General features: G+C 74.1%; 16 protein-coding genes. 4 read left to right on the top strand and 12 right to left on the bottom strand.

Annotation, left to right across the window (positions count from 1 at the left end):
• Positions 1–93 precede the first annotated feature (93 nt).
• Positions 94–1,506, bottom strand: a complete 1,413-nt coding sequence (gene glnA, locus ACFC0B_RS09520) for a type I glutamate--ammonia ligase (RefSeq protein WP_376084217.1) — start codon at positions 1,504–1,506, stop codon at positions 94–96.
• Between the two features lie 280 nt (positions 1,507–1,786).
• Between glnA and ACFC0B_RS09515 the strand changes: the two genes are divergently transcribed.
• A complete protein-coding gene (locus ACFC0B_RS09515; RefSeq protein WP_376084215.1) occupies positions 1,787–2,254 on the top strand; it encodes an RDD family protein in 468 nt (155 codons plus the stop codon).
• A gap of 141 nt (positions 2,255–2,395) precedes the next feature.
• On the opposite strand, the gene ACFC0B_RS09510 is transcribed toward ACFC0B_RS09515, so the two are convergent.
• The 6 genes from ACFC0B_RS09510 to ACFC0B_RS09485 form a co-directional block, all read right to left on the bottom strand.
• Entirely contained in the window at positions 2,396–3,094 is a 699-nt protein-coding gene (locus ACFC0B_RS09510) for a DUF4191 domain-containing protein (RefSeq protein ID WP_376084213.1), read from the bottom strand.
• 70 nt (positions 3,095–3,164) lie between these two features.
• The gene (locus tag ACFC0B_RS09505; RefSeq protein WP_376084211.1) at positions 3,165–3,389 is read right to left on the bottom strand and encodes a hypothetical protein; all 225 of its coding nucleotides are present in this window, start codon (positions 3,387–3,389) and stop codon (positions 3,165–3,167) included.
• A 196-nt stretch (positions 3,390–3,585) separates the two neighbouring features.
• Positions 3,586–4,539, bottom strand: a complete 954-nt coding sequence (gene lipA / locus ACFC0B_RS09500; protein WP_355361863.1) for a lipoyl synthase — start codon at positions 4,537–4,539, stop codon at positions 3,586–3,588.
• 203 nt (positions 4,540–4,742) lie between these two features.
• Positions 4,743–5,513, bottom strand: a complete 771-nt coding sequence (gene lipB, locus ACFC0B_RS09495) for a lipoyl(octanoyl) transferase LipB (RefSeq protein WP_376084399.1) — start codon at positions 5,511–5,513, stop codon at positions 4,743–4,745.
• 162 nt (positions 5,514–5,675) lie between these two features.
• Complete coding sequence (locus tag ACFC0B_RS09490; protein ID WP_376084397.1) at positions 5,676–7,616, bottom strand: helix-turn-helix domain-containing protein; 1,941 nt, start codon at positions 7,614–7,616, stop codon at positions 5,676–5,678.
• Positions 7,617–7,743: 127 nt separating this feature from the next.
• On the bottom strand, positions 7,744–9,138 hold the full coding sequence (locus tag ACFC0B_RS09485; RefSeq protein WP_376084209.1) for an MFS transporter: 1,395 nt from the start codon (positions 9,136–9,138) through the stop codon (positions 7,744–7,746).
• 489 nt (positions 9,139–9,627) lie between these two features.
• On the opposite strand from ACFC0B_RS09485, the gene ACFC0B_RS09480 reads away from it, so the two are divergent.
• The gene (locus ACFC0B_RS09480) at positions 9,628–11,445 is read left to right on the top strand and encodes a regulator (protein ID WP_376084207.1); all 1,818 of its coding nucleotides are present in this window, start codon (positions 9,628–9,630) and stop codon (positions 11,443–11,445) included.
• Between the two features lie 13 nt (positions 11,446–11,458).
• Here ACFC0B_RS09480 and ACFC0B_RS09475 read toward each other — a convergent pair whose 3' ends face one another.
• The 3 genes from ACFC0B_RS09475 to ACFC0B_RS09465 all read right to left on the bottom strand — a co-directional run bounded on the left by ACFC0B_RS09475 (position 11,459) and on the right by ACFC0B_RS09465 (position 15,464).
• Positions 11,459–12,691 (bottom strand): cation:proton antiporter, encoded by a 1,233-nt coding sequence (locus ACFC0B_RS09475; RefSeq protein ID WP_376084205.1) that lies wholly within the window; start codon positions 12,689–12,691, stop codon positions 11,459–11,461.
• A gap of 124 nt (positions 12,692–12,815) precedes the next feature.
• Complete coding sequence (locus ACFC0B_RS09470; RefSeq protein ID WP_376084203.1) at positions 12,816–14,144, bottom strand: FAD-dependent oxidoreductase; 1,329 nt, start codon at positions 14,142–14,144, stop codon at positions 12,816–12,818.
• A gap of 414 nt (positions 14,145–14,558) precedes the next feature.
• Complete coding sequence (locus ACFC0B_RS09465) at positions 14,559–15,464, bottom strand: TIGR01777 family oxidoreductase (protein ID WP_376084201.1); 906 nt, start codon at positions 15,462–15,464, stop codon at positions 14,559–14,561.
• A 107-nt stretch (positions 15,465–15,571) separates the two neighbouring features.
• Between ACFC0B_RS09465 and ACFC0B_RS09460 the strand changes: the two genes are divergently transcribed.
• Together ACFC0B_RS09460 and ACFC0B_RS09455 are read left to right on the top strand one after the other, a co-directional pair.
• Positions 15,572–16,072 carry a GNAT family N-acetyltransferase gene (locus ACFC0B_RS09460; RefSeq protein ID WP_376084199.1) on the top strand — a complete coding sequence of 167 codons (501 nt, stop codon included), beginning with the start codon at positions 15,572–15,574 and terminating at the stop codon, positions 16,070–16,072.
• A 128-nt stretch (positions 16,073–16,200) separates the two neighbouring features.
• Positions 16,201–17,244, top strand: coding sequence for a DUF2510 domain-containing protein (locus ACFC0B_RS09455; protein ID WP_376084197.1), 1,044 nt, complete (start codon positions 16,201–16,203; stop codon positions 17,242–17,244).
• Positions 17,245–17,275: 31 nt separating this feature from the next.
• On the opposite strand, the gene ACFC0B_RS09450 is transcribed toward ACFC0B_RS09455, so the two are convergent.
• Complete coding sequence (locus tag ACFC0B_RS09450) at positions 17,276–17,791, bottom strand: DUF4240 domain-containing protein (RefSeq protein WP_376084195.1); 516 nt, start codon at positions 17,789–17,791, stop codon at positions 17,276–17,278.
• A gap of 180 nt (positions 17,792–17,971) precedes the next feature.
• On the bottom strand, positions 17,972–19,783 hold the full coding sequence (gene sucB / locus ACFC0B_RS09445) for a 2-oxoglutarate dehydrogenase, E2 component, dihydrolipoamide succinyltransferase (RefSeq protein WP_376084193.1): 1,812 nt from the start codon (positions 19,781–19,783) through the stop codon (positions 17,972–17,974).
• Positions 19,784–19,787 lie beyond the last annotated feature (4 nt).

The raw sequence follows: 19,787 nt of genomic DNA, 5'->3' as shown, positions 1-19,787 counted from the left end.
ATTTGTCGGTGCGACGTTTCCGTAGACCCAAGGGTTGTCGGCCTGCGGAAACGCACATGTGTAAAGGGTACGTTTCCGCAGGCCGGAGAGTCCCTACAGGTCGTAGTAGAGCTCGAACTCGTGGGGGTGGGGGCGGAGGGCGATGGGCGCGATCTCCTGGGTGCGCTTGAAGTCGATCCAGGTCTCGATGAGGTCGGGGGTGAAGACGTTGCCGGCGAGGAGGTACTCGTGGTCGGCTTCGAGGGCCTCCAGGACGGCGGGGAGGGAGGCGGGGACCTGGGGGACGTTGGCGTGGTCCTCGGGGGCCAGTTCGTAGAGGTCCTTGTCGACCGGCTCCAGGGGCTCGATCTTGTTCTTGATGCCGTCCAGGCCGGCCATCAGCATGGCGGAGAAGGCCAGGTAGGGGTTGGAGGAGGGGTCGGGGGCGCGGAACTCGATGCGCTTGGCCTTGGCGTTGGAGCCGGTGATCGGGATGCGGATCGCGGCCGAGCGGTTGCGCTGGGAGTAGACCAGGTTGACCGGGGCCTCGAAGCCGGGGACCAGGCGGTGGTAGGAGTTCACCGACGGGTTGGTGAAGGCGAGCAGCGACGGGGCGTGCTTGAGCAGGCCGCCGATGTAGTAGCGGGCCATGTCGGAGAGGCCGGCGTAGCCCTGCTCGTCGTAGAAGAGCGGCGAGCCCTCGCTCCACAGCGACTGGTGGACGTGCATGCCCGAGCCGTTGTCGCCGAAGATCGGCTTCGGCATGAAGGTGGCCGTCCTGCCGTTCCGCCAGGCGACGTTCTTGATGATGTACTTGAACAGCATCAGGTCGTCGGCCGCGTGCAGCAGGGTGTTGAACCTGTAGTTGATCTCGGCCTGGCCGGCCGTGCCGACCTCGTGGTGCTGGCGCTCGACCTCCAGGCCGGCCTTGGCCAGCTCCAGGGACATCTCGGCGCGCAGGTCGGCGAAGTGGTCGACGGGCGGGACGGGGAAGTAGCCGCCCTTGTACTTGACCTTGTAGCCGCGGACGTCGCCCTCGGTGGAGCCGCTGTTCCAGGCGCCGGCCTCGGAGTCGATGTGGTAGTAGGACGCGTTGGCGCTGGTGTCGAACCGGACCGAGTCGAAGACGTAGAACTCGGCCTCGGGGCCGAAGAACGCGGTGTCCGCGATGCCGGAGGAGGCGAGGTAGGCCTCGGCCTTCTTGGCGACGTTGCGCGGGTCGCGGCTGTAGGCCTCGCCGGTCACCGGGTCCTGGATGAAGAAGTTGATGTTGAGGTGCTTGTCCCGGCGGAACGGGTCCAGCCGGGCCGTGGCGAGGTCGGGGACCAGGGCCATGTCGGACTCGTGGATGGCCTGGAAACCGCGGATCGACGAGCCGTCGAACATCAGGATCTCGGACGGGTCGAACGTCGCCGCGGGTACGGAGAAGTGCTGCAAGACGCCCGGCAGGTCGCAGAAGCGGACGTCGACGAACTTCACGTCGTTGTCCTGGATGAACTGCTTCACTTCGGCGGCGTTGTTGAACATCCATCCTCCTCGGTGTTGCGAATGGGGCACACCCTAGGAACGGGCCGTTTCCGACCGGTGACCCAGTCGTTTCCTGAATGTTAACCGCCGTCGCCGGGCGGGTGGCAAAGCCGTACGGGACGGGACATAACGCCTGGCCCCGGCGGGCGGGACCGGTCGAGTGGTCTAGACCATGAGGGGGAGTCGGGGAAAGCCGGCGGCGGCCGATTCACTCGTCGGTGGCGGGTCCGGCGGGGGAGGCGGTGGCCGTTCCCGGCGTTCGCCCGGTTAGTGTGGATTCGTGGACACCAGAGAAGCGTTGGGATCGTGGATCGACGGCCCGAAGGCGGCCGCCGAGAGGATGGGGGCCGACTTCGGCCACCGCGGTGAGCGCCTCGGACTGCCCAAGGAGGGCCCCGGCTCGATCGCCGGCCCCGCCCGCCGCGTGGGCGCGCTGTTCGTCGACGGCTGGCTGGTCGCGCTGATCGCCTACGGGCTGATCGGCAAGGGCTCGGCGGCCTCGGCGAACCTGTGGACCACCCCGCTGTTCTTCGCCGTCACCGTGCTGCTGCTCGCCACCACCGGGACGACCGTCGGCAAGCGGCTGTTCGGGCTGCGGGTCGTCCGGCTGGACGGCAACCGGGCGACCATCCCGCAGGTGCTGCTGCGCACGGTGCTGCTCTGCCTGCTGGTGCCGGCGCTGGTCTGGGACCGGGACACCCGCGGCCTGCACGACAAGGCGGTCGGCACCGTCGAGGTCCGGATCTGAGCGGGGACCGGCTCTGAGCAGGCACCGGATCTGAGCGGGGCCCCACCCGAGCGCGTCAAGGCAGGGCCCGAGAACGGTGAACGGCCCCGCCGCGGAAGCTTCCGCGGCGGGGCCGTTCTCGTACTGTCGACGGGGAGGGGGTCAGCGAACCTGGCCGCCCTTGGGCATCCGGGCGCCCTTGGGCATCGGGCCCTTGGGGATCGGCGCCTTGGAGAGCAGGTCGCCCAGCGCGCGCAGGCGGTCGTTGGTCTCGGTGACCTGGGCGGGCGTGATGGCACGGGGCAGGCGCATCAGGTGGATCTGCAGCTTCTTCAGCGGGACCTCGCCCTCGCCGTTGCCCACCACGATGTCGTGCACCGGCACGTCGCCGACGACCCGGGCCATCTTCTTCTTCTCCGACGCGAGCAGCTGGCGGACCCGGTTCGGGTTGCCCTCGCCGATCAGCGCGATGCCGGCCCGGCCCACGGCGCGGTAGACCGCGTCCTGGCTGCGGGTGACGGCCACCGGGGTGGAGCTGGCGCTCCAGCCGCGCCGGATGTTGTTCAGCACCGCCGCGACGGCGCCCGGCTGCCCCTCCATCTGCCCGAACGCGGCCCGCTCGGCCCGGCGCCCGAAGACGATCGCCATGGCCAGGACGGCCACGATGAAGCCCAGGATGCCCAGGTAGACAGGGTGCTCGATCGCGAAGCCGATGGCGAGGAACACGCCGAAGGTCAGCAGGCCGACGCCGGCGATGATCAGGCCGATCTTGGTGTCGACCTTCTTGGTCATGGTGTACGCCTGGCGGATCTGCTTCAGCCGCCCGGGGTTCTCGGATGTTTCCCTCGCCATAATGCTCATGGTACGTGGCGTGGGTACGGGATATCCAAGCCCGGGTACCCGTTCGCTCCGAACCGTGACCCGGGTACCGCTACGGAAGCGGCCGCCGGCGCACCGGACGGACCGCCGCCGCCCCCGTCCCGGTCCCCGCCGCGGCCTCCGCCACCAGTGCGTCGTGCCGCCGGTCGGCCGCGTACCGGCGGTTCTCGCAGACCGCCGCCCAGGCGTTGCGCCGGGCCTGGCGCTGCCCGCCGTCCAGCAGGACGCTCTCGGCGAACCGCAGCGCGGCCCCCACCGACCGGATCCGCATCTGCATGCCGCACAGCTCCCCTCGTGACCGCAGCCGTGGCTGAGAAGAATCGAACAATCGTGGCGAGTCCATCGTCACCACCCCGTGTTACCAGCCCGTGACCTGGCAGTCAAAGCGTGATGAACGCGAAAGGGCGGAGCCGAGGCTCCGCCCTTCGAGTGGCGCGAAATGCGCGGGAACGCGCGCGGTGCGGCCGGTCGGCTCAGACCGCGGCCTGCTCGCGGCGCTCCAGCGCCTGCCGGTACAGCCGCCCGGCGCGGTACGACGAGCGGACCAGCGGACCGGACATGACCCCGGCGAAGCCGAGCTCCTCGGCCTCCTCCTGCAGCTCCACGAACTCCTGCGGCTTGACCCAGCGCTCCACCGGGTGGTGGCGCAGCGACGGGCGCAGGTACTGGGTGATGGTGATCAGCTCGCAGCCGGCCCCGACCAGGTCGGCCAGCGCCTGGCTGACCTCCTCGCGGGTCTCGCCCATGCCCAGGATCAGGTTGGACTTGGTGACCAGCCCGGCGGCGCGCGCCTGGGTGATGACGTCCAGCGAGCGCTCGTAGCGGAAGGCGGGGCGGATCCGCTTGAAGATCCGCGGCACCGTCTCGACGTTGTGCGCCAGCACCTCGGGGCGGGACGAGAAGACCTCGGCCAGCTGCTCCGGCACGGCGTTGAAGTCCGGGATCAGCAGCTCAACGCCGGTGCGGCCGCTCTCGCGGCCGGCGGTCATCGCGTGCACCTGGCGCACGGTCTCGGCGTACAGCCAGGCGCCGCCGTCCGGCAGGTCGTCGCGGGCGACACCGGTGATGGTGGCGTAGTTGAGGTCCATGGTGACGATGGACTCGGCGACGCGGCGCGGCTCGTCCCGGTCGAACTCGGCGGGCTTGCCGGTGTCGATCTGGCAGAAGTCACAGCGGCGGGTGCACTGGTCACCGCCGATGAGGAAGGTCGCCTCGCGGTCCTCCCAGCACTCGAAGATGTTGGGGCAGCCGGCCTCCTGGCAGACCGTGTGCAGCCCCTCCTTCTTCACCAGCGACTGGAGGGCGTTGTACTCCGGGCCCATCTTCGCGCGGGTCTTGATCCACTCGGGCTTCCGCTCGATGGGGGTCTCGCTGTTGCGGACCTCCAGGCGGAGCAGCTTCCTGCCGTCGGGTGCGACAGCGGACACGTGCGACTCCTAGAACTAGACGGGGTACCCCCAGGGTACGCCTGTGCTTGTACGGCCTTCGCCGGGGCTGCGGCCCCGCAATCGCAGGGCAACAGGAGTACCGGCGGGTAGATTCCCGGGGGCCGGGTGAGAACCGGGTGAGGACCCGGGGTGGGAACGGCGGCGGGGACGGCGGCGGGGACGGCGGCGGGGACGGGCGGTCCTCAGCGGCCGGGCGCGGGCTCCGGCAGCTCGGCGAGCACCTCGGCCAGGTGCTTCTCGACCAGCGGCAGCGCCTCGGGGACGGGGAAGTCCCGGCCCAGCTCACCGGCCAGCGAGGCGACCCCGGCGTCCCGGATGCCGCACGGCACGATCTTGTCGAACCAGGTCATGTCCGGGTCGCAGTTCAGCGCGAAGCCGTGCATGGTCACCCCGCGCGCGACCCGGACGCCGATCGCGGCCAGCTTGCGGTCGTCACCGCGCTGCCCGGCGTTGGACGGCGCGTACTCGGGGCCGGCCAGCCGCGGGTCGATGCCCAGCGGCAGGCCCATCCGCAGGGTGAGCTTGCCGATGTCCACCACCTGCTCCGGGTCCACCACCGCGTCCGGGATGTCCCGGCCCAGCACCCAGACGCCGCTGCGGCCCTCGACCCGGGTGGTGCCCACGCCGAACGCGCCGCAGGCGCGGATCAGCGCCTCCTCGAGCCGCCGTACGTACGCGATCACGTCGATCGGGTCCGGCAGCTTGACGATCGGGTAGCCGACCAGCTGGCCGGGGCCGTGCCAGGTGATCTCGCCGCCCCGGTTGACCTCGACCACGGGGGTGCCGTCCAGCGGCAGGTCGGCCGGGTTGGTGCGCTTGCCCATGGTGTAGACGGGCTGGTGCTCCAGCAGCAGCACCGTGTCCGGGATCTCGTCCGCGACCCGCAGGGCGTGCAGCCGCTGCTGCTCCGCCCAGGCCTCCTGGTACGGGACGGCGCCCTCGCCGATGCCCATGCGTATGAACCGCACGTTCTCGCTCACCGCTGCTCCTTGCCAGGCGTTCGAGACCAACCTCGCCACTGTACGCCCGCCCGCCGCCGGACCGGCCGGGCCCCTGTCCTGCCCCGGGGCAGGACAGGGGGCGGGACGGGCGCGGGGCAGCGGCCCGGCCGCGGTTCACGGCCCGGACAGCAGCTGGAGCCGCAGCGCCAGCTGGAGCTCCAGGGAGCGCTCCGGGGCGTTCCAGTCCCGGCCCAGCAGCACCTCGACCCGGTCCAGCCGCTGCACCACGGTGTTCACGTGGACGTGCAGCTCGTCCTTGGCCCGGGTGAGGCTGCCGCCGCAGTCGAAGTACGCCCGAAGGGTGCGGACCAGCTCGGTGCCGCGCCGGGCGTCGTACTCCAGCAGCGGGCCCAGCGTCGCGCGCACGAAGCCCGCCACGTCGTGGCCGTCGCCGAGCAGCACGCCCAGGAAGCCGAGCGCCCGCGCCGAGGCGCCCTCCCCGGACCGGCCGAGCACCCGCAGCGCGCGGACGCAGCGCAGCCCCTCGGCGTACGCGGCGGCCAGCGCGACCGGCCCGGCGGCGGGACGCCCGGCGCCCACCGTCACCGGGAACCCGGCCAGCCGGGCGAGCCGCTCGGCGGCCTGCCCGGCCACCCGCTGCGCGGCGTCCCCGGCCCCGGCGTCCCCGTCACCGGCCGCGACGTCCCCGTCCGGGACCAGCAGCACCACCGCCTCCGCGTGCTCCGCGCTGATGCCGCGCGAGCCGAACAGATAGCGCCCCGCCGCTCCCGCCAGCCGGGAACGGGCGCCGGTGTCCCGGGCGTCGCCCGGCTCGGCGACCAGCACCAGGTGCGGGCGGCCGAGGTCGACGCCCAGCCGGCGGCCGCGCGCGGTCAGCCCGGCCGGGTCCCGGTCCGGGGCGGTGAGCAGGTCGGCCAGCAGCTCGCCGCGCACCCGGTTCTCCGTCTCGGCGACCGAGCGCCGCAGCAGCAGGAGCAGCGCGGTGACCACCCCGGCCCGCTCGAACAGCCGGCGGTCGGCGTCGGCGAGGTCCGGGCGCCCGCGCAGCACCAGCGTGCCGAGCTGCTCCTGCCCGGCCAGCACCGCGCAGACCCAGGCTTCGCCGTGGCGCACCGAGCGCCCCTCGGCCCGGGACGCGGCCGCCGCCTCGGCGAGCCCGGCGCCCGGCGCGGCGGCCCGGCCGGCCAGTGGCTCGCCCTCGGCGTCCAGAACGGCTATCTCGCCGCCGAGCAGGGCGGCCACCGCCGCGGCGACGTCCGGCACCTCGGCCCCGCGCAGCACCAGGTCGGTGAGCCGGTCGTGGCCCCGCTCGGCGCGCTGGACGGCGGCGGCGTGGGCGCGGATCAGCTCGTTGGCGCTGTTCAGCTCGGCGAGCGCGGCCCGGGTGTCGGCCAGCGACCTGGCGGTGTCCAGCGCGATCGCGGCGTGCGCGGCCAGCGTGCAGAGCAGCGCGACCTCGTCGGGGGAGAAGGCGCGCGGCGAGCGGTCGGCGGCGAACAGCACGCCGATCACCCGGCCGCCGAGCAGCAGCGGCACGCCGATGATCGCCACCAGGCCCTCGTCCAGCACGCCCGCGTCGATGGTGCCGGTGTGGTGGAACCGCTCGTCGGTGCGGTAGTCGGGGGTGGCGTACGGGCGGGCGGCCTGCGCGACCAGGCCGCCGAGTCCGTCGCCGAGGCTGAGCCGCAGGGTCTGGAAGAGCACCGAGACCGAGCCGTCGGTGACCCGCATGTAGGTGTCGCCGGCGGCCTCGTCCGGGAGGGTCAGGTAGGCGGTGTCGGTGCCGAGCAGCATCCGGGCCCGGCGGACGATCGCCTGCAGCACGGCGTCCAGGTCGCGGGAGGCGGCGAGGTCGCCGGCGGTGTCGAACAGCGCCGTCAGCTCGGCCTCCCGGCGCCGGTGCTGGCGCATCGTGCGGTGGACGCGCAGCGCCTGCCAGGTGGCGCCGTCGATCTCGCTCAGCACCGCGGCCGGCGCGCCCTGCCGGCGGGCGTCGGCGAGCACGTCGGCGAAGTCCTCGGTGGCGGCACCGGAGGCGAGCAGGTCCAGGAGGCGGCGGAGCGCGGGCGCCGAGCTGGTGTGGAGGTCGTTCATGGTGCGGCCGCCCATCGACAGTGGTGTTCGTGCCCCGGGGAGGGAAGCGAGATCGTAGCCGCTCGGCCCGGTCGGTCGTCGGGGGTCGGCGCGCATGCGGTAGTGCGCGCCGACCGCCGACGGCGGGTCAGGCCGCGGCCGCCTTCCCGGCCACCGGGGCCAGGCCCGCCCCGTCCTGCTCCGCGGCCGCCCCCTCGACCTCCGCCAGGTCGTGCCCGCGCGTCTCCCGCCCGCAGAGCACCGCCAGCACCGTGACGACCGCCGCGAGCGCCACGTACACCGAGATCGGCGTCGAGCTGCCGTAGTCCTTCAGCAGCGCGGTGGCGATCAGCGGGGCCGGGGCGCCGGCCGCCACCGAGGCGAACTGGGCCCCGATCGAGGCGCCGGAGTAGCGCATCCGGGTGGCGAACAGCTCGGAGAAGAAGGCGGCCTGGGGCGCGTACATCGCGCTGTGGAAGACCAGGCCGACGGTCACCGCGAGCACCAGCGAGCCGAACGACGCGGTGTCCACCATCCCGAAGAAGACGAACGCCCACACACCGACGCCGACCGCGCCCACCAGGTACACCGGCTTGCGCCCGACCCGGTCGGAGAGCGCCCCGAAGAGCGGGATCAGCGCGAACTGGACGGCGGAGGCGATCAGGACGGCGTTCAGCGCGGTCTGCTTGGGGAGGTGCACGTGCGAGACGGCGTAGGCCAGGACAAAGGTCGTCATCACGTAGTACGAGATGTTCTCCGCCATCCGCGCACCCATCGCGACCAGCACCTCCCGCCAGTGGTGCCGGAACACCCCGACCAGGGGCGGCCGCTCGGCCTTCCCGCGCCGCTCCGCCCGGGCCAGCGCCTCCTTGAACAGCGGCGACTCGTCCACCGCCAGCCGGATCCACATCCCGACCCCGACCAGTACCGCCGACAGCAGGAACGGCAGCCGCCACCCCCACGCCAGGAACGCCGCGTCCGACTGCAGGGCCGTCATCAGCGACAGCACCCCCGCCGCCAGCAGGTTGCCGGCCGGCGCCCCGCCCTGCGGCCAGGACGCCCAGAACCCGCGCCGCCGCGCGTCCCCGTGCTCCGAGACCAGCAGCACCGCGCCGCCCCACTCCCCGCCGAGCGCGAACCCCTGCACCAGCCGCAGCGCGGTCAGCAGCACCGGCGCCGCCACCCCGATCGAGTCGTAGGTCGGCAGGCAGCCGATCAGCGTGGTCGACCCGCCCATCAGCAGCAGGCTCACCACCAGCAGCTTCTTGCGCCCCACCCGGTCGCCGAAGTGACCGAACACCAGGGCGCCGATGGGCCGCGCCGCGAAGCCGATCGCGTAGGTGAGGAAGGACAGCAGGGTCCCGGTCAGCGGATCGCTGTGCGGGAAGAACAGCTTCCCGAACACCAGCGCCGCGGCCGTACCGTAGAGAAAATAGTCGTACCACTCGATCGTGGTGCCGATCAGGCTCGCCGCCACGACTCGGGGCAGCGAACTCCGGCTTGCGCTTGCGCGATCCGATGGATCCGGGACAGCGGCCGTCATGGCTCACCATTTCCAGGCTCGGGGGAGGGTGTCGGCACACGGTAGGAAGCGCGGGAGTCCAGCACTATGTGACCGGCCGCCACATCTCGGCGTCCTGGCATGGGCGCGACACCCACTCCCCGGTGGGCGTCCGGGTGCCGGCGGGAGGGCGGGGCGACGCGGTGTCCGCGGCCGGGAGCGGCGGTGATCCGGCGACTCCACCCCTGTGTGCCGGCTCCCTACAGCACCCCTCTGAACTGTGGTGTTACCCGCTATCGCGGTGGCCTCGCGGCCGATGGCCGGCGAGCGTCCTCCAAGCCAAACCCATCCTGAGGTGTCTTCCCCACAATGGGCGCGGATGCTTCACCCGTTCGGAGGATTGCTCGGTCAGAACCACCCATAGCGCCCGAATGCTCGCTACATTCACGCCGATTCCCGACAGGGGGCGTCGCCACAGGCAGCCGAACCGCTGGTGGAGCCGGTGCGGCGTCCGAGAGGTGTTGACTGACTATGCCCCAAAGGCCTGCAACCGACAGCCCGGCGTACGGACCGCTCGACCCGATCGACCAGCACCGGGGTCCGGTCGGCCGGACCCTTCCGGACGCCCCCGACGCCCCGACCGCCGCCGACGACCTGCGGCTGCCCGAGCAGGCCACACCCGCCGACCGGCACGTGCCCGAACGGCACGAGGTCGAGCGCCACGCCGTCGAGCGGCACGCGCCCGAGCGCCACGCGCCGGAGCGGCACCAGTCGGCCGGCGCCACCCAGAACCTCCAGCTCGCCGCGCTGATCGAGGAGGCCGGCTTCTCGCACGCCGGCCTGGCCCGCCGGGTCGACCAGCTCGGCCTGGAGCACGGCCTCGACCTGCGCTACGACAAGACCTCCGTCACCCGCTGGCTCCGCGGCCAGCAGCCCCGCGGCGCCACCCCGGCGCTGATCGCCGAGGTGTTCACCCGCCGGCTCGGCCGCCGCCTCACCGCCCAGGACCTCGGCCTGGACGCCTGCGCCCCGGTCTACGCGGGCCTGGAGTTCGCCGAGACGCCGCAGGAGGCGGTGGACATCGTGGCGAGCATGTGGCGCAAGGACAACGGGCCGCAGTCCGAGCTGCGCCGGATCGCCTTCACCCCGGCCGGCCTGGTGGTGCCCAGCCGCGACTGGCTGATCGGCCGCACCGACGAGCGGGTCGCCAGGGACGGCTCCACCCTGGCCCGGCCCGACCCCGGACCCGGCGCACCGCTGCCCGCCGGACCGGTGACCCGCGGCCCGGCCGCGGCCGCCAGGACCGGTTCCGCCCCGCCCGCCGGTGCCCCCGCGGCCGGCTCCGCCGCGCTCGGCGCCCGGGTGCCCACCCAGAGCCGTCGCCCGCCGATCGCCGTCGAGCCGCCGTACCACGACCCCGGCCGCGAACAGCGCCCGGCGCTGCGCGTCGGCCGCGGCGACATCGCCGCCATCCGCGCCGTCGGCGACCTCTTCCGGGCGCTGGACCACGCCTACGGCGGCGGCCACGCCCGCCAGGCGCTGGTCCGCTACCTGGAGAGCGAGGCCGAGCCGATGCTGCGCGGCCGCTACGGCGAGCAGATCGGCCGCGCCCTGTTCGGCGCCGTCGCGGACCTCACCCGGCTGGCCGGCTGGACGTCCTTCGACATCGCCGCGCACGGCCTGGCCCAGCGCTACTTCGTCCAGGCGCTGCGGCTCTCCCAGGCCGCCGGGGACCGCGCGCTCGGCGGGTACGTCCTGGTGACGATGAGCCAGCAGGCGGTGCACCTCGGCCACGGCCGGGAGGCCGTCCAGCTGGCCCGGGTCGCCCAGCAGGGCGTGGGCACGGCGGTGCCGCCGACCGTGCAGGCGCTGCTGCACGCCGCCGAGGCGCGCGGGCACGGCCTGCTCGGCGACGTCCGCTCCTGCACCACCGCGCTGGTCCGGGCCGAGCGGGCGCTGGCGGCCGCCCGGACCGGTGACGACCTGCCCGCATGGGCCCGGTTCTTCGACGAGGCGCAGCTCTCCGACGAGTTCGCGCACTGCTACCGGGACCTCCAGCAGTGGCGCACGGCCGCCCAGCACGCCGAGAAGTCGCTGCGGCTGCGCTCGCCCGCGTACGCCCGCAGCCGGATCTTCTGCCGGCTGGTGCTGGCCACCGCCCGGCTCGGCATGGGGGACCTCGACGAGGCCTGCGGCATGGCGACCGACGCGCTGCGGGCGGCGGGGGAGATGCGCTCGGCCCGGTCGCTGGAGTACGTGCGCGACTTCCACCGCCGGCTCACCCCGTACCGCGGCAGCCCAGTGGCGCGCGCGTTCGAGGAAACGGCCCGTCAGGCGGGGGTGATCTGACCGGCCCGAGGTCTCACCAGCTCTCGGCGTTCACCCGCGGCCGGCCGCCCCCGACGGCGGCCGGCGGCCGGACGTCCCCGCGCAGCCGCTGCGCCGTCAGCGGGAACAGCAGCACCGAGAGCATGCCCGCGCCGACCAGGGCGGCCGCGGTCGAGGACCGCAGGTGGCCGGCGTCCACCTCGATCGTGGTGATCACCACGACCAGCGGCAGCGCGGTCGCGCCGTACAGGCCGAGCGCGGCCCGGTCGCGCCGCCCCAGCCCGGCCGGGGCGAGCAGCGCGACCGGCAGCCCGCGCAGGGCCGGCAGCAGGAGCAGGAAGGCCGGGACGAGCAGCAGCGTGCCCGGATCGCCGAGCAGCGCGTCCAGGTCGAAGTTCATGCCGCTGACCACGAAGAACACCGGGACGAGGAAGCCGAAGCCGATGCTCTCCAGCTTGGCGTCGATGACCTCCTCCTCGTGCCGGGGGATGTCGGAGAGCAGCAGCCGGGAGACGATCCCGGCGGTGAACGCGCCGAGCAGCATGTCCAGCTCCAGCCAGAGCGCGGCGGCCACCATGGTGGCGAGCACCAGGATCACGGTGCGCACGGCGAACTGGCCGGAGGTGCGCAGGGTGCGCCGGATCAGCCGGGTCATCCAGGCGGGCCTGGGGCGCCGGGCACCGCCGATCGCGACGGCGGTGATCACCGCGAAGGCGGCCAGGATGACGGCGGTGCGGGCCGGGGTGTTGCCGCTGAGCAGGACGGCGACGGCGATGATCGGCCCGAACTCGCCGACCGCGCCGGTGGCCATGACCAGCGAGCCGAACGGGGTGGGCAGCTCCCCGGAGTCGCGCAGCACCGGCAGGATGGTGCCGAGCGCGGTGGTGGTGAGCGCCAGCCCGGTGAAGGCGCCGTCCAGCGGGTCCGGGTTGACCAGGGCGCCGAGGCCGAGCGCGGCCACCACGGTGACCAGCCACGCGGTGCCGGCGCGGCGGAGCGGGCCGCCGCGCAGCCGGGCGAGGTCGATCTCGTAGCCGGCCAGGAACATCAGTATCGCCAGGCCGAACCGGGAGAGCGCGTCGATCAGGACGTCGACCCGCACCCAGCCCAGGCCGTCGGGGCCGATCAGGATGCCGAGCAGGATCTCGAACACCACGGTGGGCACGGCGATCCACCGCAGCAGCCGGTCGGCCAGCAGCGGGGCGGCGACCGCGGCGGCGGGGACCAGGACCAGCGCGAGCGGCTGGGCCGTGGTGGCGGCGCTCACGCGGCGCCCGGCGGTGGAACGGGAATCATCCGATCAGCGGTCATGTCGGCATAGTGGCACGCGGTCCGTCACCGGTCCGACAGCCGGTCCGGTGACGGACCGCGCGCCCCGTCCTCGCGGCCCGTCAGGCCGCCGCCGCCTCCCGGGCGGTGGCCGGCGCCCCGAGGTCGCGGGCCACCGCCTCGGCCGCCCGCCGCCCGGAGACCAGCGCCCCCTGCACGCTGCTGGTGTCCCGGTGGTCGCCGCAGACGTACAGCCCGGCCAGCAGCCGCACCGGCCGCCGGGTGTTGTGCGGCGGCGGCATGGCGGGCACCGCGTCCGGCAGGTGCCGCACGCTCAGGAACTGCCAGCCACCGGTCGGCGTGCCGTACAGCTCCGCCAGCCGGCCGCGCACGGCCGGCTCCAGCGCGGCCGGCCCGCCGGCGTCGAAGGCGCGGCGGCCGAGCACGGTGGTGGCGACCAGCGCCTGCCCGGGCGGGGCGTACGAGGGGTGCAGCTCGCTGAGCACCAGCGAGTGCGAGACGAGGGACGGCCGTCCGCTCGGCCGGTCGCCGTCCAGCAGCAGGGCGGCCTCGCCCAGCGGGGCCCGGTCGGCCGCGTGGTAGAAGGTCGTAACGGGGTGGAAGTCCGGCAGCCGCAGGCCGGGCAGCAGTTCGGCGGCGGAGCGGGGGTCGGTCGCGACGACCACGGCCTGCGCGCCGATCCGCCCGTGTCCGGCGGTCTCCACGCCGTCCGCCGCGATCGAGGTGACCCGTACCCCGGTGCGGACGGTGCCGGGAGGCAGGGCGGCGGCCAGCTGGGCCGGCACGGCCGCGATCCCCCCGGCGGGCAGACAGAGCCGGCCGCGCGCGTAGCAGCGCAGCACCAGGTCGGCGACCCGGCTGCTGGTGCCCAGGGCGGGGTCGCTGAGCAGGGCGCCGAGCAGCGGCCGCAGCAGGCCGTCGACGGTCCGCGGGGCGAGCCCGCGTTCGCCGAGGGCCCGGGCGGCGGTGGTCTCCGGCCGGGCCTTCAACCGGGCGGGCGGGGTGGCGGCGAGCCGGTTGAGCCAGCCGCCGAGCCGCGCCTTGTCGAGCGGGTTGCCCAGCGGCGCCCGGGCGGCGGCCTGCCGGGCGGTGGTCAGCTGCGGGTCCCCGACCCGGTACCGGCGCCCGCCGCTGTGCACCAGGACGCCCGGGGCGAGCGGACGCAGGTCGAGGCGGTCGAGGTCGAGCACGCGGCGCGGCTCGGGGAAGGCGGTGTTGAGCAGATGGCTGCCGTGGTCGAGTCGGAAGCCGTCGAGTTCGTGGGCGGCGGCGCGGCCTCCGACGAGGTCCGCGGCCTCCAGAACCTGGACGGCGAAGCCGTGGCCGGTGAGCACGCGGGCGGCGGCGAGGCCCGCGAGGCCGGCTCCCACCACGACGACGTCCGGATCGGACTGTCGGCGGGTGCGGCGGGTGAAGTCGTAGGTGGGCACGGGTGGCTCCCTCCCTGGTCCCGGATGTTTCGGGCCGGCGCAGGCAGCGGGGTGCTGGGACACGGTCCGATCGGTGTGATGCCCAGTCAGTGTGAGGGTCAGACAAGCGCATCGGCTTCGATCCGAGGTCGAAAAGGGGAGTGAGCGCATCCATGGGGGCGCCGTCACGGACAGTGCGCCGAAGCGGCCGCGATGCCGGTACGGCGGGCGCGCACGGTCACCGGGTGCGCGCAACGCGCCCCCGCGTGCTCCCGTGCGCCCCCTGCCGGAGCCCCTCCGGAGCTTGCCCACCCTCCGCCCGCCCTCCCTCCGGCATATGCCCCTGGCCAGGGTGAACGTCGTAGCGCGCCTACGCGGCGGGGCCGGACGCGACCGCGCGCCCGGCCCCGCCGCCCCGTCCTCGGAGCGCCGTCCTCAGAGCGCCGCCCGCGCCGCCGAGTCGACGTCCGGGTGCTCGAACCGGAACCCCGCGTCCAGCAGCCGGCGCGGCACCACCCGGTGGCTGCCGACCACCTCGACCGCCAACTCGCCCAGGACGGCGTCCAGCACGGCCTTCGGCACCGGGAACGGCGTCGGCCGGTGCAGCACCCGCCCGAGCGCCGCGGTCAGCTCGGCGTTGGTCACCGGCTCCGGCGCGGTCAGGTTGACCGGTCCGGCGAGCTCCTCCCGGTCGATCAGGAAGCGCAGCGCGGCGACCTCGTCGGCGAGCGAGATGAAGCTCCAGTACTGCCGGCCGTCACCGAGCCGCCCGCCGAGGCCCAGCCGGAACAGCGGGAAGAGCCGGCCGCCCGCGCCGCCGGCCGCGGAGAGCACCAGCCCGGTGCGCGGGTGGACCACCCGGATCCCGGCCCGCTCGGCCGGCCCGGCGGCGGCCTCCCACTCCGCGCAGACCTCGGCCAGGAAGTCGTCCCCGGCGGGCGAGGACTCGTCGATCACCCGGTCGCCGGTCTGGCCGTAGTAGCCGACGGCCGAGGCGCTGACGAGGACCTTCGGCGGCTCGTCCAGCCCGGCCAACGCGGCGGCCAGGGTCTCGGTGCCGAGCACCCGGCTCTCCCGGATCTCCCGCTTGTAGGAGTCGCTCCAGCGGCGGTCGCCGACCCCGGCGCCCGCGAGGTGCACCACCGCGTCCACGCCGGCCAGTCCGGCCCGGTCGACCTGGCCCAGCAGCGGGTTCCAGCCGATGGCGGTGGTGCCGTCCGGCCGCGCCCCGGTTTTCGAGCGGTGCCGGACCAGCCGCACCACCTGGTGCCCGTCCGCCAGCAGCGAGTCGACGAGCGCCGAGCCGATCAGTCCCGTGGATCCTGTGACCGCGATTCTCATGCGCCCATCCTCGCAGCCGGGGGCCCGCGCACCCGGGAGCGCCGGTTCTTCCCGGGGCCGGGCCAATTCCGTGTACGTCCGCGCGGCGTTTCGTTAGCATGCCGCGCATGCGCGAAACCGACCATCTGATCATCCGTCCAGCTCAAGCCGGGGACGAGAAGGAACTCGCCGTCCTCAACCGCGACACCTGGACCCCGCTGGCCGACGTCGGCCCGCGGCCCGCCGAGGACGCGGGGGTGTTCGACGAGCGCCACACCCCGGACCAGTTCCGCCTCGCCCTGCTCGACGGCCGGATCGTCGGCTACGTCCGGGTCGTCCCGCCGACCCCGCTGCCCAGCAACCAGCACGTGCGCCAGATCCAGGGGCTCGCCGTCGACACCTCGGTCCGCGGCCGGGGCATCGGCGCCGCACTGGTCGAGGAGGCCTGCCGGACGGCCCGCGCCCAGGGCGCCCGCAGGATCACCCTGCGGGTCCTCGGCCACAACGCCCCGGCCCGCGCCCTCTACGAGCGCTGCGGCTTCGTGGTCGAGGGCTCGCTCGCCGAGGAGTTCCTGATCGACGGTGCGTATGTCGACGACATCTGGATGGCCCGCCCGCTCGCCGACTGAAACCGCGGCGCGGCCTCCGCACCGCCCCGCCGGACACTGACGTACCGTCAGAGTCGGTCCGCGGGTGGTGCAGAGTCGTGACAGACCCGACCTGTCTGGAGCGTCGCCCGGACGGGTACGGTCTTGCCGTGAGCAACTCGACGCCTCCCGGGTGGTACCCGGTTCCGGGTGCGGACGGCACGGCCGGTCATGAGCGCTGGTGGGACGGCACGGCCTGGACCAGTGACGTGCGCCCCGTCCAGGCGGGCGGCGGCCAGATTGCCGACGCCCCGACGCAGGTCGCCTGGCAGAGCCCAGACGGCAAGTCCGCCGCGCCCCCGCCGCCGTCCTACGGCTACGGCGCGCCGCAGCAGGGGCAGCCCGGCTACGGCTACCCGGCCCAGAACCCGCCGGCCTACGGCTATCCGCCGGCCGCCTACCCGCCGCCCTCCCGGCCGAACCGGATGAAGACCGGCACGGCCGTCGGCATCGGGATCGCGGTCCTGGCCGTGGTCGGCGTGGTCGCCGCCGTCGCGCTCAACAGCGGGGGCGACGGCCCGTCCGCCCGCCCGCCGGTGACCACCGTGACCGTCACCGACACCCCGAGCCCGACCGCCACCACCCCGGCCCCGACCACCACCCGACCGACCTCGCCGCAGCCCACCACCCCGCCGCACCCGGCCCCGGTGCTCAAGGACACCGTGGCGGACCCGCAGCACGCCATCACCGTGCCGGTCTTCGACGGCTGGGAGGCGAACACCAGCGGCTCGCACTCGACGGTCTTCCTCGGCACCGGCCAGTACACCTGCCCCGGCGGCGGCAACTGCATCCGCGGCCAGTTCTCGGTGGAGAAGGAGACCATCTCCGGCAGCACCGCCCGCGCGGCGGCCGAGGCGGCGATGCCGACCTACGCGGCGGCGATCTTCACCAACATCGCCTCGCACACCGACGCCGGCTCGTCCAGCACCACGGTCGCGGGCATCGCCGGGTACGCGGTGCGCTGGCACATCGTGACCTCGGACGGCAGCAAGGGCTACATCCTGATGGCGGCCGTCCCGGCCAAGGGCGGCGGCTACGTGGCCTTCGAGGGAGGGGTGGACGACGCCGCGGGCGCGCCCGACCCCTCGGTCCTGGACCAGATCCTCAAGGGCATCAAGCAGGACACCAGCGCGGCGGACGGCTCGACCACCTGAGCCCTCCCGCCGCGTACGGTGTCGGCCGTCCTCAGTCCCCGTACCGCTCCCAGAGCCTGGGGAACCGTTTCGCCATGACGTCCGGGTCGTCGAAGTCGAAGCCGGCCCCGGACGGCCGCGCGGGCTGCCGCCCGCCCACCTCGGGCAGCGGCAGCCCGGTCAGCTGCTCGTACGCCTCGTCGGCGGCGTAGCCGAGGTCCTCGGCCTCGCCGTCCTCCTCCTCGTCGAATCCTGGCAGCAGGTCCGCCAGGTCGTCCGGCTCCTGCAGGCCGCCCTCGAAGACGTCCCGGCCCTGGCCGATCAGCCAGCACCGGAAGTAGTCGAAGGAGTCCTCGGAGGCGCCGCCCAGCAGCAGGTACGCCGCGCCCCACAGGTCGTAGCGGTAGGCGCGCTGGAAGCGGGCCTCGAAGAGCCGGGCGAAGTCGATGACATCGTCCGGCGCCAGCTCGCCGAGCCGTTCCACCAGGCGGTCCGCCTGCTCGTCCGGGTCGCCCTCGGCGGCCTCCCGGGTCTCGTCGATGATCAGCCAGAAGTCGGTCTCGTCCATCACCGCTCCAGCATCCCTGTTCGGCCGCACGCGCGCATGCGAAGAACGGATGAATCGCCCGGAACGGCACGAAAAACCCGGAACGTCGGGCGGCCGTCCCCGGACGCGCGGAACCCCGCGCCGTCCGGGGACGGCGCGGGGTTCCGGTGCTGCTGGTGCCGGAGGCGGACCTCCGGAGCCCTACAGGCCGAGCTCGACCTCGAACTCGCCGGCCTCCAGGATCTCCTTGACGGCCACCAGGTAGCGGGCGGCGTCGGCGCCGTCCACCAGGCGGTGGTCGTAGGAGAGCGACAGGTAGGTCATGTCGCGGATGCCGATGGCGGTGCCGCCGTCGGCCTCGATGACCACCGGGCGCTTGACCGTGGCACCGATGCCCAGGATCGCGACCTGGTTCGGCGGCACGATGACGGTGTCGAACAGCGCACCGCGCGAACCGGTGTTGCTGATGGTGAAGGTCGCGCCGGACAGCTCGTCCGGGGTGATCTTGTTGCCGCGCACCTTGTTGGCCAGCTCGGCGGTCTTCTTGGAGATGCCGGCGATGTTGAGGTCGCCCGCACCCTTGATGACCGGGGTCATCAGACCCTTCTCCGAGTCCACCGCGATACCGATGTTCTCGGTGTCGAAGTAGGTGATGGTGCCCTCGGCCTCGTTGATCCGGGCGTTGATGACCGCGTGGGCCTTCAGCGCCTGGGCGGCGGCCTTGACGAAGAACGGCATCGGGGACAGCTTGACGCCCTCGCGGGCGAGGAAGCCGTCCTTGGCCTTGGAGCGCAGCGACATGATCTTGGTGACGTCCACCTCGACCACGCTGGTGAGCTGCGCCTGCTCGTGCAGGGCCTTCAGCATGTTGTCGCCGATGACCTTGCGCATGCGGGTCATCTTGACCGTCTGGCCGCGCAGGGCGGACGGCGCGGCGGCGGCCTTCGGCGCGGCGGCCGGGGCGGCGGCGACCGGGGCCGGAGCCTGGGCGGCCTTGGCGGCCTCGGCGGCGGCCAGGACGTCCTGCTTGCGGATGCGGCCGCCGACGCCGGTGCCGGCGACGGAGGACAGCTCGACGTTGTGCTCGGCGGCGAGCTTGCGCACCAGCGGGGTGACGTAGGCGTCACCGGCGTCGGCCACCGGGGCGGCCGGAGCGGCGGCCGGGGCGACCGGAGCCGGAGCGGCCACCGGAGCCGGAGCGGCGACCGGGGCCGGAGCGGCCGGGGCCACCGGGGCCGGGGCGGCCACCGGAGCGGCCGGGGCCGGAGCCGGGGCGGCCGGGGCGACCGGAGCCGGAGCGGGAGCGGCGACGGGGGCCTCCGCGACCGGGGCCGGAGCGGCGACCGGGGCGGCCGGAGCGGCGGCCGGAGCCGCGGCGACGGCACCCGCGGCACCGATCAGCGCGAGCTGGGCGCCGACCTCGGCGGTCTCGTCCTCGCCGACCAGGATCTTCACCAGGGTGCCGGCGACCGGCGACGGGATCTCGGTGTCGACCTTGTCGGTGGAGACCTCGAGCAGCGGCTCGTCGACCTCGACGGTGTCGCCCTCGGCCTTCAGCCAGCGGGTGACGGTGCCCTCGGCGACCGACTCGCCCAGCGCGGGCAGCAGCACCGGGGTGGCGTCGGCGGCCGGAGCGGCGGCCGGGGCGGCCGGAGCCGCGGCGGGGGCCTCGGCGACCGGAGCCGGAGCGGCGGCCGGAGCCTCCGCGATCGGGGCCGGGGCGGCGACCGGGGCGGCCTCCGCGACCGGGGCCGGAGCGGCGACCGGGGCGCCCGAGCCGTCGTCGATGATCGCCAGCTCGGCGCCGACCTCGACGGTCTCGTCCTCGCCGACCTTGATCGAGGCCAGAATGCCCGAGGCCGGGGCCGGGATCTCGGTGTCGACCTTGTCGGTGGAGACCTCGAGCAGCGGCTCGTCGACCTCCACGCGCTCACCCTCGGCCTTCAGCCAACGGGTGACGGTGCCCTCGGAAACGCTCTCGCCCAGCGCGGGCAGTGTTACTGAGACCGCCATGGTT

This window comes from Kitasatospora sp. NPDC056184 (assembly GCF_042268405.1).
In the GTDB taxonomy this organism is placed as follows: Bacteria; Actinomycetota; Actinomycetes; order Streptomycetales; family Streptomycetaceae; genus Kitasatospora.
The sequence above is the reverse complement of the archived record's forward strand: the minus strand, read 5'-3'. Positions and strand labels throughout refer to the sequence as shown.

Coding starts and splice junctions, on each gene's coding strand:
- ACFC0B_RS09510 (WP_376084213.1), bottom strand. CDS start 3,094: ATGAGCATTATGGCGAGGGAAACATCCGAGAACCCCGGGCGGCTGAAG.
- ACFC0B_RS09485 (WP_376084209.1), bottom strand. CDS start 9,138: ATGACGGCCGCTGTCCCGGATCCATCGGATCGCGCAAGCGCAAGCCGG.
- sucB (WP_376084193.1), bottom strand. CDS start 19,783: ATGGCGGTCTCAGTAACACTGCCCGCGCTGGGCGAGAGCGTTTCCGAG.
- ACFC0B_RS09505 (WP_376084211.1), bottom strand. CDS start 3,389: ATGCAGATGCGGATCCGGTCGGTGGGGGCCGCGCTGCGGTTCGCCGAG.
- ACFC0B_RS09480 (WP_376084207.1), top strand. CDS start 9,628: ATGCCCCAAAGGCCTGCAACCGACAGCCCGGCGTACGGACCGCTCGAC.
- ACFC0B_RS09465 (WP_376084201.1), bottom strand. CDS start 15,464: ATGAGAATCGCGGTCACAGGATCCACGGGACTGATCGGCTCGGCGCTC.
- glnA (WP_376084217.1), bottom strand. CDS start 1,506: ATGTTCAACAACGCCGCCGAAGTGAAGCAGTTCATCCAGGACAACGAC.
- ACFC0B_RS09460 (WP_376084199.1), top strand. CDS start 15,572: ATGCGCGAAACCGACCATCTGATCATCCGTCCAGCTCAAGCCGGGGAC.
- lipB (WP_376084399.1), bottom strand. CDS start 5,513: ATGGGCATCGGCGAGGGCGCCGTCCCGTACCAGGAGGCCTGGGCGGAG.
- ACFC0B_RS09490 (WP_376084397.1), bottom strand. CDS start 7,616: ATGAACGACCTCCACACCAGCTCGGCGCCCGCGCTCCGCCGCCTCCTG.
- ACFC0B_RS09450 (WP_376084195.1), bottom strand. CDS start 17,791: ATGGACGAGACCGACTTCTGGCTGATCATCGACGAGACCCGGGAGGCC.